Source organism: Streptomyces bungoensis, assembly GCF_001514215.1.
GTDB classification, from domain to species: Bacteria; Actinomycetota; Actinomycetes; order Streptomycetales; family Streptomycetaceae; genus Streptomyces; species Streptomyces bungoensis.
On the sequence record NZ_KQ948886.1, the window covers coordinates 24,820 to 34,173 of the forward strand.

Below are 9,354 nucleotides of genomic sequence, written 5' to 3' on the forward strand. Positions count from 1 at the left end.
GGGAGACAGGGGTGGGGCATGCGCAGGGGACTCGTGGCGGTGACCGCGGTGGCGGCCGTGGCGGTGGCGGGGTGCGACGACGGCGTCAGACCGGGCCTCGTGGTCCGGGGCACGCCTCCGGCCTCCCCGTACGGCGGCCCGCTGCACGTGCCCGTGAAGTTCCTCGACGAGGACGGTCCCCGCGCCCTGCGCCTGGCCTCCGGGGCCGCCGGCCGGGCCCTGGAGTGCGACGGGGAGATCTTCGACGGCTCCGGACCCGACGGCTGGAGCGAGGCCGACGGCGGTGACACGCCGGAGGAGGGACTGGACCTCTACTTCGACATGTTCGAGCCGGAGGAGCCCGACCACGGCTACCGCGCCGAGCGCGAGGAGGCGGACCGGGTGCTGTACTCCTTCGACGTGGGCGGCCGGACGAAGGTGGCGGTCGTGGTCGCCAGGGACCAGAGGGACCGGCCGGGCTGGGGCCCGGAGACGAGCGCCGCGTGCGACCCGGCCGAACTCCCCGCCCGCGTCACCGACTCCCTGGGCTGGGAGGTCTGGCAGGACGCCGACGGCGGCCGGGTCCCGGTCCGCAGGCTCAGCAGCTCGCCCGGCCCCGAGCACTGCGGCTGGCAGTCGGCCCACTTCCTCACCCTGGACGGCCGCGAGTACGTCCGCGACCCCGACGCCGTACTCGCACGCGACGGCCTCCTGCGGGCCCCCTACCGCGGTGACGTCCGCATGCCCGCTGATGCCCGGGACACCGGCTATCACCGCCGTGGCCGTCACCTGTGGCTGACCGCGGACCGGGAGGTGGCGTACGTCCGCACCGCCCGCGGGGTGGAGGCGTGGCCGGGGGTGAGGCGTGAGGTGGGCTGCGACTGACCGCTGCGTCGACGGCGGGTCGTGAGGGGGTCCGCGATCCGGGCGGGCGACGGGCTGTTCTGGGCGCCGTACGGCGGTGACGTCCGCATGCCCGCTGATGCCCGGGACACCGGCTATCACCGCCGTGGCCGTCACCTGTGGCTGACCGCGGACCGGGAGGTGGCGTACGTCCGCACCGCCCGCGGGGTGGAGGCGTGGCCGGGGGTGAGGCGTGAGGTGGGCTGCGACTGACCGCTGCGTCGACGGCGGGTCGTGAGGGGGTCCGCGATCCGGACGGGCGACGGGCTGTTCTGGGCGCCGTACCCGCCGGTGCCCGCGACACCGGCTGCCGCCGCCGCGAAGCGCGACGGCGGCTGCGACCGGCCGTTCAGCGGCTGCGGTGCAGGGCGACCAGCAACTGCCAGACCTGGTCGGCCACTTCGGCGGGGGAGGCCGCCAGCAAGCCGTGCAGCCAGTCGGCGAGGACGCCCGCGAAGGTCGCCGCCACCGCCGAGGCGACCAGCGGGGCGTCCGCCGCGCCCGCCAGCTCCCGCTCGGCCAGGCTGCGGGCGCGCAGGTCCCGGTGCAGCACCCGGCCGAGCGGACCACCGCCCCCCGGCGCCAGCAGCGACCGGTACAGGGCCGAGTGCGGGGCGAGGCCCGCGAAGAACGCGTGCAGCGCGGGCGGGGCGTGCACCGGGTCGGGCCGGCCCCGCCAGGCGTGCAGCGCGTCCACCGCCTGCCGTACGACATCGGCGCAGGCGTCGACCGCCAGCGCCTCCAGGCCGTCGTAGTGCCCGTAGAACGTGGCGCGGGCGACCCCCGCCCGGCGCACCAGCGCGGCCACGCCCACCTCCTCCAGGGGGCGTTCGGCGCACTCCGCGAGCAGGGCCGCGCGCAACCGGGCGCGGGTGCGCGCGGCCCTCGGGTCCGCCTGCGGCGCCCGGCTCATCGCGCGGCGAGGACGGCCGCCAGGGCCAGCGCCCCCGGCAGCGCCTGGGCGAACAGGATGCGCCGGTTGGCCGTGACCGCGCCGAACACGCCCGCCACCACCACGCAGCACAGGAAGAAGACCCGCGCCGCGAACCCGGTCGGGTCAGCCGCGACGAGCCCCCACACCAGGCCCGCCGCCAGAAAGCCGTTGTAGAGGCCCTGGTTGGCGGCCATCGGCGCGGTCTGCCGGGCCAGCTCCGGACCGAACCCGTGCAGCCCCCGCCCCGGCTTCTTCTGCCACAGGAACATCTCCAGCACCAGGATGTACGCGTGCAGCGCGGCCACCAGGCCGACCAGCACCTCCGCCACGAGTTCCATGATCAGTGGACCCCCCTCGTCATTCTTGGACAGGTGTTCAGAATAGTCAGACACCTGTCCAGAAGTCGAACCGGCGGACACACCTCGATCACCTCCGTGCGCGGACGGGAGCCCGCCGGTCACACTGGACGCCGTTCGCGGGTCAGACCCGTGGAGCCGATCCCGAGGAGGCCGTACGACATGACCGCCCGCACCGCCGAGCAGCGCAAGAAGGACACCCTCCACCGGCTGGAGCACGACGTGGACGCCTGGGTCGCCACCGCGGGCGAGGACGGCACCCCCCACCTCGTCCCGCTCTCCTTCGTCTGGGACGGATCGGCCCTGCTGATCGCCACCCCCGCCGCGAGCCGCACCGGCCGCAACCTGCGGGCCACCGGCACCGCACGGCTGGGCATCGGGCCGACCCGGGACGTCGTCATGATCGAGGGCGCCGTCCGCGCCGTGACGCCCGAGGACCTCCCCGAGGAGGACGCCGAGGTCTTCGCCGGCAAGACCGGCTTCGACCCGCGGCAACTGGCCACCCGTTACCTCTACTTCACCGTCGTCCCGCTCCGCGTCCAGGCCTGGCGCGAGGAAGACGAGCTGGACGGACGGGAGTTGATGCGCGACGGTGCGTGGCTGGTCGCCGACTGAATCCGGCGGACGGGGATATCCGCCAAGGAGAGGACATCCCCCGGGAGGAAACATGCCACTGGTCACAACGGGCGTCGTGGTGCTCGACTGCGCGGAGCCCGAGAAACTCGCCGCGTTCTACGTGGAGTTGCTGGAGGGAGAGCAGACGGACGCCTCCGCCAACCTGGTGGAGATACGCGCCGCCGACGGGCTGCGGCTCGGCTTCCGGCGTGACGTCAACGCCACGCCGCCCAGCTGGCCCCGCCCCGAGAACTCGCTCCAGGCCCATCTGGAGTTCCTGGTCGAGGACCTGGACGACGCCGAGCGCCGCGTCGTCGGCCTCGGCGGCCGGCCGATCGAGACGAGGGACGCGGCGGGGCCGTACGAGGAGCGCGGCTACTCCGACCCCGCCGGTCATTCCTTCACCCTGCGCCTCGTCCCTCCGACGGCACCGAAGCAGGGCTGAGCGACGGGCTCAGTCCCGGCCGCCCTTGTCGGTGGCCGGCCACTGGCCCGTGGACCGTGCGATGGCCTTCGCGCCCGTACGGTCCACGGCGCTGCGCACCACCGCGAAGATGGCACCCTGGACCGCCGCCGCGAGCAGGATCTCGCCCCAGCCGCGGTCCGGGTCCAGCGCGTCGGGAGCGTCGTCCTCGTGCCGGATGGCCTTCCACGCCTGGCGGAAGGCCATCCCCGCCAGTGCGCCGCCCGCCCAGCTGAGCACGAAACCGACCGGCTGGTAGACGAGCGGGAGCTTCTTCTTCGACTTGTTCTTCGCCATGGGTGACTTGTTCCTCGTCAGGCGGCCCTCATGCGGGGCGTCCTTCGGGTGCCACCCGTTCGCCCGGGGGCACCGGACCGGGCGCGGTGCCGTCCCCGAACGGGTGGCCGCCGAGCTCCTCGCGGTGGTGCGGCGCGAGCCAGCCGCCCGGATCGGGGCCGAGGGGCACGATGCCCGTGGGGTTGATGCCGGTGTGGACCCGGTAGTAGTGCCGCTTGATGTGGTCGAAGTCGACCGTGTCGCCGAACCCGGGCGTCTGGAACAGGTCCCGGGCGTACGCCCACAGCACCGGGTCCTCCGCCAGCTTCCACCGGTTGCACTTGAAGTGGCCGTGATAGACCGCGTCGAACCGGACCAGCGTGGTGAACAGCCGGATGTCCGCCTCGGTGAGGGTGTCGCCGACCAGGTAGCGCTGCCCGGCGAGCCGCTCGGCCAGCAGTTCCAGCCGCCGGAAGACCGCCGTGCAGGCCTTCTCGTACTCCGCCTGGTGGGTGGCGAAGCCGGCCCGGTACACGCCGTTGTTCAGGTCCTCGTAGACCTCCGCCATCACCTCGTCGATCTCGTCGCGCCGCCCGTCCGGGTACAGGTCCGGCGCCCCCTCGCGGTGCAGGGCCGTCCACTGGGTGGCCAGGTCCAGGGTGAGCTGCTGGTAGTCGTTGGTGACGAGACGTCCGCTCGGCACGTCCACGACCGCGGGCACGCTCACCCCGCCGGGGTGGTCCGTCTCCCGCCGCTCGTAGGCCTCGGCGAGGTACCGGATGCCGAGCACCGGATCCCGGCCGCCGGGATCCAGCGTGAACCGCCAGCTGCGGTCGTCCTGGATCGGATCGGCGACCGCCATCGGCAGCGCCTCCTCCAGGCCCAGCAGCCGCCGGGAGATCACCGCCCGGCTCGCCCACGGACAGGCCCGGGAGACCACCAGCCGGTAGCGTCCCGCCTCCACCGGCCAGCCGTCCCGCCCGTCCGCGGTGATCCGGTCCCGGAAGTGGCTCCGGGACCGGCTGAACGTCTTGTGGCCGTACGCGCGGTTGTCTTCGCCGCTCATGTCTTCTCCTGTCCCACCGGGTGCTCCGGACGGACGCGTTCCCCTTTTTGCGCCGCCGGCACCGTGTGATCCGCCCGGCCGGGGGCAGTCGGCACGGAGTGAGCGGGACACAGCGACAGACAGCCGAGGACACGACCACCAGGGCCGACGCGCCCGCCCCGACGCCGGCGGAGGGACGGTCCACCGAACCGGCACCGGGGTCCGCCCCGAACGAGGGGAAGCAGGCAGAGAAGGGCAACGACCGGCACACGAAGATCACCGTGCTCGTGGCACTGGCCGCGAACCTGGTGATCGCCGTCGCGAAGGCCGTCGGCGGGGTGCTCGCGGGCTCGCCCGCGCTGCTGTCGGAGGCCGCCCACTCGGTCGCCGACAGCCTCAACGAGGTCTTCCTGCTGGCCGCGCTGCGCCGCAGCAGCCGCCCCGCCGACCGGCAGCACCCCTTCGGCTACGGCAAGGAACGGTTCTTCTGGTCCCTCCTCGCGGCCGTCGGCATCTTCGTGATGGGCGGCTGCTTCTCCTTCTACCAGGGCGTGGAGGCCCTGCGCAGCGGCACCGAGGAGAAGTTCAGCGGCTATGTCGCGGGCCTGATCGTGCTGGGCGTGTCCCTGCTCGCCGAGGGCGCCTCGCTGCTGCGGGCGCTGCACCAGGTGCGCCGGCAGGGCGGCGGTCTGGGCGCGCTGAAGGACCCGGCGCTGCGCACGGTGGTCGCCGAGGACGGCACCGCGGTGCTCGGCGTGACCCTCGCCCTGATCGGCATGGCCCTGCACATGGTGACCGGACAGGTCGTCTGGGAGGCGTCGGCCTCGCTCGCGATCGGCGTGCTGCTGGTCTACGTCGCCTACCGGCTCGGCCGCGACGCCCGCGACCAGCTCATCGGCGAGGCCGCCGACCCCGAGGTGAGCGCCCGGATCCAGGAACTGCTGCACGCGCAGCCCGAGATCGACTGCGTGGTGGCGCTGTTCACGATGAAGATGGGCCTGCACTCCACGATGGTGGCCGCCCGCATCGACCTGGTGCCGGGCCTCGACAGCGAGCAGGTCGAGGAGGTCGCCGTCCGCATCAAGCGGTCCATCGCGCGCATGTTCCCCGAGACCGACCAGATCTTCCTCGACGTGACCGACCGGCCCGCGGGCGAGGCACGCGAAAGCCCCGCCGCGACGGGGGAGCGCGGCGGGGCCTGACGCACCAGTGCCCGCCGGCCGGCGGGTTCATGCGTCACGGCGCGGATTTTTCCGGAAAGGGATCCCGGCCCGTCCGGATCACCCCTCCTGCAGGGGCTCCAGGACGAACACCGGGATCTCCCGGGAGGTCTTCTTCTGGTACTCCGCGTAGGGCGGGAAGGCCGCCACGGCCCGCTCCCACCACTCGGCCTTCTCCCGGCCGGTGACCTCACGGGCCTTCATGTCCCGCTTCTCGGCCCCGTCCTGCAGCTCCACCTGCGGATGGGCCTTGACGTTGAAGTACCAGACGGGATGCTTCGGCGCACCGCCCTGCGAGGCGACCAGGGCGTACCGTCCCGCGTGCTCCACCCGCATCAGCGGCGTCTTGCGGATCTTCCCGCTCTTGGCGCCCAGGGTGGTCAGGACGATGACCGGCAGCCCGGTGTCGCGCAGCGTGGTGCCCCGCGTCCCGCCGGAACTCTCGTACAGCTCGACCTGCTCGCGCACCCACTGCTCCGGGCTGGGCTCGTACTCGCCCTCAAGTGGCATGGCCTGTCGTCTCCTTCGTCGGTCCAACGGCTGATGTCGCGGCCGGTACAACACCGGTGGCCGCCCGGATCATCCGTACCGCGCGCCGCGTCCCCCCGACGGGCGGCGCGCCGCCTCACCCGGGTGACAGCGTCATCCGCACGGCCAGCGCCAGGATCACGCCGCTGGACAGCAGTGCCGTCAGCAGGCGGCCCCGCTCCCCGGTGAGGGCCCGGCCGAGCAGCGCGCCGCCGCCCGCGAGCAGCAACTGCCAGCTCGCGGAGGCCGCGAAGGCCGCCGCGACGAACGCCGCCTGCGCCGCCGCCGACGCGGCCCCGGCGGTGCTGGAGCCGAGCACCAGGGCGGCGAAGTAGATCACCGTGACCGGGTTGAGCAGCGTGATCCCGAGAAGGCCGAGATAGGCGCGTCCGGCGCCGGGAACCGGCCGCTCGGGGCGGGTGGTGAGCCCGTGGGCGCGGTACTGGCGCAGGGCGAGGAAGGCCCCCCGCACCGCGAGCGCGACGAGGACCAGGGCCGAGGCCCAGCGCAGCGGGGTCAGCACCGGGCGCAGCGCCGCCGCCAGGGCGGAGCCGCCCGCGGTGGCGAGCAGCGCGTAGAGCCCGTCGGCGGTGGCGACGCCGAGCGCGGCACAGGAGCCGGTGCGCAGCGAGGTGCGGGCGGTGAGGGAGACCAGGTAGGTCCCGACCGCGCCGACCGGCACGGCGATGCCGTAGCCGGCCAGCAGGCCCGCGACGAGCGCGGCCGTCACGGGCGCGGGGAGCCGGGCCTCCGGGGACGGCCGGGCTGCTGCTGACCCCGCACCGGACGGACGGCGGCGGTGGTCGGCGGCAGCAGGGCATCGGTGAGCGACATGGGCCGATCCTGGGGCCGCGGCCCCGGCCGGGGCAACCGGATTTCGGCGTGATCCCGCCCCCGGCACCCCCGCCCTTCGGCCAGATCGCGCCGGGCGCCGATCTGGCCGATACTGGAGGTCAGGGCATAGGTGCCTCGGGCATCTAATGAAGATCGGCACGACGTACCCCCCTTCGTCTGCGAGGTCTTTCCATGACGGAACTGACGGACCCCCACGGCCCGGTGACTGCGGCCGAAGCCGTCGCCTTCCCCCAGGACCGCACCTGCCCCTTCCACCCGCCCACCGGATACGACCCGCTGCGCCACGCACCGGCGCTGTCCCGCGTCTCGCTCTACGACGGCCGCGAGGTGTGGGCGGTCACCGGCTACGCCACCGCCCGCGCGCTGCTGTCCGACCCCCGCCTGTCGACCGATCGCCGCCGCCCCGGCTTCCCGACGCCCACGGCCCGCTTCGCGAACGTCCGCGACCGCCGGGTGGCGCTGCTCGGCGTCGACGACCCCGAGCACCGCACCCAGCGCCGGATGATGATCCCGTCGTTCACGCTGCAGCGCGCCGCCCGGCTGCGGCCCACCATCCAGCGGATCGTCGACGGCCTGCTGGACGCGATGATCGAGAAGGGCCCGCCCGCCGAGCTGGTCTCCGCCTTCGCGCTGCCCGTGCCGTCCATGGTGATCTGCGGTCTGCTCGGCGTGCCGTACGCCGACCACGAGTTCTTCGAGGAGCAGTCCCGCCGGCTGCTGCGCGGCCCCACGGCCGCCGACACCCAGCAGGCGCGCGAGCGGCTGGAGGAGTACCTCGGCGGGCTGATCGACGACAAGGCACGGCAGGCGGAGCCGGGCGACGGCGTCCTGGACGACCTGGTCCACCAGCAGCTGCGCGAGGGCGCGCTGGACCGCGCCGAACTGGTCTCCCTGGCCGTCATCCTGCTCGTCGCCGGCCACGAGACGACCGCCAACATGATCTCCCTCGGCACCTACACGCTGCTGCAGTACCCCGACCGGCTGGCCGAGCTGCGCGCCGACCCGGCGCTGTTGCCGGCCGCCGTCGAGGAGCTCATGCGGATGCTGTCGATCGCGGACGGGCTGCTGCGGCTCGCCCTGGAGGACATCGAGATCGACGGCGTCACCATCCGGGCCGGCGAGGGCGTCGTCTTCGCGACCTCGGTCATCAACCGGGACGCCGCCCGGTACGACGACCCCGACACCCTGGACCTGCACCGCCCGTCCCGCCACCACATCGCCTTCGGCTTCGGCATCCACCAGTGCCTGGGGCAGAACCTGGCACGCGCCGAACTGGAGATCGCCCTCGGCACCCTCCTGCGCCGGCTGCCCGGCCTGCGGCTGGCCGCGCCCGCGCAGGAGATCCCGTTCAAACCCGGCGACACGATCCAGGGGATGCTGGAACTCCCCGTGACCTGGTAAGAGGCTCTGGCCATGCACATCGACATCGACAAGGACGTCTGCATCGGCGCGGGCCAGTGCGCGCTGGCCGCGCCCGGCGTGTTCACCCAGGACGACGACGGCTACAGCACGCTGCTCCCCGGCCGCGAGGACGGCGCGGGGGACCCGATGGTCCGGGAGGCGGCCCGCGCCTGCCCGGTGGGCGCGATCACGGTGACGGAGGGCTGAGACCGGCGCCCGGCCGCCGCGGCGGCGTCAGTAGGGTGCCCGGATGACCGAACACGCCGGGAAACCCTTCCTCTACGTCGTCGTCTGCGCGGCCGGGATCGCCGCCGGAGTCAGCAAGCTGATCACCGCCGCCCAGGAGCGGGACTGGGAGGTGGGGGTGATCGCCACGCCGGTCGCCATGAACGGCTTCTTCGACGTCGCCGCCGTCGAGGCGCAGACCGGCCGCCGGACCCGGTCCGCCTGGCGGTCCCCGGCCGACCCCCGCCCGTTCCCGCCGCCGGACGCCGTCGTCGTCGCGCCCGCGACCTTCAACACCGTCAACAAGTGGGCGGCCGGCATCGCCGACACCCTCGCCCTCGGCACCCTGTGCGAGGCCGCCGGGCTGGGCGTCCCCGTCGCCGTGCTGCCCTGCGTGGCCGACGCGCTCGCCGCCCACCCCGCCTACCAGGACAGCCTGACCCGGCTGCGCGGTATGGGCGTCCGGATCGGCGCCCCGTACTCCGGCACGCCCCTGGCGGACGGCACACGGCCCGAGTTCCCGTGGGAGAGCGCGCTCGACCTGGTGGAGCGGG

Annotated in this window: 14 protein-coding genes; 8 read left to right on the forward strand and 6 right to left on the reverse strand. The window is 73.9% G+C overall.

Features of this window, described 5'->3' with window-relative positions; translation table 11 throughout:
- The first annotated feature begins 18 nt into the window (after positions 1-18).
- Positions 19-864, forward strand: coding sequence for a hypothetical protein (locus AQJ66_RS36040; protein ID WP_061930973.1), 846 nt, complete (start codon positions 19-21; stop codon positions 862-864).
- 21 nt (positions 865-885) lie between these two features.
- On the forward strand, positions 886-1,095 hold the full coding sequence (locus AQJ66_RS36045; RefSeq protein WP_061930976.1) for a hypothetical protein: 210 nt from the start codon (positions 886-888) through the stop codon (positions 1,093-1,095).
- A 136-nt stretch (positions 1,096-1,231) separates the two neighbouring features.
- Here AQJ66_RS36045 and AQJ66_RS36050 read toward each other — a convergent pair whose 3' ends face one another.
- Both AQJ66_RS36050 and AQJ66_RS36055 read right to left on the reverse strand, forming a co-directional pair.
- A complete protein-coding gene (locus AQJ66_RS36050; protein WP_061930979.1) occupies positions 1,232-1,795 on the reverse strand; it encodes a TetR/AcrR family transcriptional regulator in 564 nt (187 codons plus the stop codon).
- Positions 1,792-2,154, reverse strand: a complete 363-nt coding sequence (locus tag AQJ66_RS36055; RefSeq protein WP_061930982.1) for a DUF1304 domain-containing protein — start codon at positions 2,152-2,154, stop codon at positions 1,792-1,794. The genes AQJ66_RS36050 and AQJ66_RS36055 overlap by 4 nt, the downstream gene beginning before the upstream one ends.
- A gap of 180 nt (positions 2,155-2,334) precedes the next feature.
- Here AQJ66_RS36055 and AQJ66_RS36060 point away from each other — a divergent pair, with 180 nt between their 5' ends.
- Together AQJ66_RS36060 and AQJ66_RS36065 are read left to right on the forward strand one after the other, a co-directional pair.
- Positions 2,335-2,787, forward strand: a complete 453-nt coding sequence (locus AQJ66_RS36060; RefSeq protein WP_061930986.1) for a pyridoxamine 5'-phosphate oxidase family protein — start codon at positions 2,335-2,337, stop codon at positions 2,785-2,787.
- A 52-nt stretch (positions 2,788-2,839) separates the two neighbouring features.
- Positions 2,840-3,232, forward strand: a complete 393-nt coding sequence (locus AQJ66_RS36065; RefSeq protein WP_061930989.1) for a VOC family protein — start codon at positions 2,840-2,842, stop codon at positions 3,230-3,232.
- A 9-nt stretch (positions 3,233-3,241) separates the two neighbouring features.
- Here the strand turns inward: AQJ66_RS36065 and AQJ66_RS36070 are convergent, their stop codons facing one another.
- Both AQJ66_RS36070 and AQJ66_RS36075 read right to left on the reverse strand, forming a co-directional pair.
- Entirely contained in the window at positions 3,242-3,547 is a 306-nt protein-coding gene (locus AQJ66_RS36070; protein ID WP_061930992.1) for a DUF4235 domain-containing protein, read from the reverse strand.
- 28 nt (positions 3,548-3,575) lie between these two features.
- Positions 3,576-4,592 (reverse strand): glutathione S-transferase family protein, encoded by a 1,017-nt coding sequence (locus AQJ66_RS36075; protein ID WP_061930996.1) that lies wholly within the window; start codon positions 4,590-4,592, stop codon positions 3,576-3,578.
- A 254-nt stretch (positions 4,593-4,846) separates the two neighbouring features.
- Between AQJ66_RS36075 and AQJ66_RS36080 the strand changes: the two genes are divergently transcribed.
- On the forward strand, positions 4,847-5,773 hold the full coding sequence (locus AQJ66_RS36080) for a cation diffusion facilitator family transporter (RefSeq protein WP_244163038.1): 927 nt from the start codon (positions 4,847-4,849) through the stop codon (positions 5,771-5,773).
- A gap of 78 nt (positions 5,774-5,851) precedes the next feature.
- On the opposite strand, the gene AQJ66_RS36085 is transcribed toward AQJ66_RS36080, so the two are convergent.
- Positions 5,852-6,301: a nitroreductase family deazaflavin-dependent oxidoreductase gene (locus tag AQJ66_RS36085; protein WP_061930999.1), complete on the reverse strand. Its 450-nt coding sequence runs from the start codon at positions 6,299-6,301 to the stop codon at positions 5,852-5,854.
- 115 nt (positions 6,302-6,416) lie between these two features.
- On the reverse strand, positions 6,417-7,049 hold the full coding sequence (locus tag AQJ66_RS36090) for a LysE family transporter (RefSeq protein WP_061931002.1): 633 nt from the start codon (positions 7,047-7,049) through the stop codon (positions 6,417-6,419).
- Positions 7,050-7,345: 296 nt separating this feature from the next.
- On the opposite strand from AQJ66_RS36090, the gene AQJ66_RS36095 reads away from it, so the two are divergent.
- The 3 genes from AQJ66_RS36095 to AQJ66_RS36105 form a co-directional block, all read left to right on the forward strand.
- Positions 7,346-8,575: a cytochrome P450 gene (locus tag AQJ66_RS36095; RefSeq protein WP_061931005.1), complete on the forward strand. Its 1,230-nt coding sequence runs from the start codon at positions 7,346-7,348 to the stop codon at positions 8,573-8,575.
- A gap of 12 nt (positions 8,576-8,587) precedes the next feature.
- Positions 8,588-8,782: a ferredoxin gene (locus AQJ66_RS36100; RefSeq protein ID WP_061931008.1), complete on the forward strand. Its 195-nt coding sequence runs from the start codon at positions 8,588-8,590 to the stop codon at positions 8,780-8,782.
- A gap of 43 nt (positions 8,783-8,825) precedes the next feature.
- Positions 8,826-9,354, forward strand: a 529-nt coding sequence (locus AQJ66_RS36105) for a flavoprotein (RefSeq protein ID WP_061931011.1), incomplete at its 3' end; no start/stop codon positions are given.

Bases quoted from the DNA above. Each gene is read 5' to 3' on its own strand.
- AQJ66_RS36055 (WP_061930982.1), bottom strand. From the start codon at position 2,154: ATGGAACTCGTGGCGGAGGTGCTGGTCGGCCTGGTGGCCGCGCTGCAC.
- AQJ66_RS36060 (WP_061930986.1), top strand. From the start codon at position 2,335: ATGACCGCCCGCACCGCCGAGCAGCGCAAGAAGGACACCCTCCACCGG.
- AQJ66_RS36075 (WP_061930996.1), bottom strand. From the start codon at position 4,592: ATGAGCGGCGAAGACAACCGCGCGTACGGCCACAAGACGTTCAGCCGG.
- AQJ66_RS36100 (WP_061931008.1), top strand. From the start codon at position 8,588: ATGCACATCGACATCGACAAGGACGTCTGCATCGGCGCGGGCCAGTGC.
- AQJ66_RS36065 (WP_061930989.1), top strand. From the start codon at position 2,840: ATGCCACTGGTCACAACGGGCGTCGTGGTGCTCGACTGCGCGGAGCCC.
- AQJ66_RS36095 (WP_061931005.1), top strand. From the start codon at position 7,346: ATGACGGAACTGACGGACCCCCACGGCCCGGTGACTGCGGCCGAAGCC.
- AQJ66_RS36070 (WP_061930992.1), bottom strand. From the start codon at position 3,547: ATGGCGAAGAACAAGTCGAAGAAGAAGCTCCCGCTCGTCTACCAGCCG.
- AQJ66_RS36050 (WP_061930979.1), bottom strand. From the start codon at position 1,795: ATGAGCCGGGCGCCGCAGGCGGACCCGAGGGCCGCGCGCACCCGCGCC.
- AQJ66_RS36085 (WP_061930999.1), bottom strand. From the start codon at position 6,301: ATGCCACTTGAGGGCGAGTACGAGCCCAGCCCGGAGCAGTGGGTGCGC.
- AQJ66_RS36040 (WP_061930973.1), top strand. From the start codon at position 19: ATGCGCAGGGGACTCGTGGCGGTGACCGCGGTGGCGGCCGTGGCGGTG.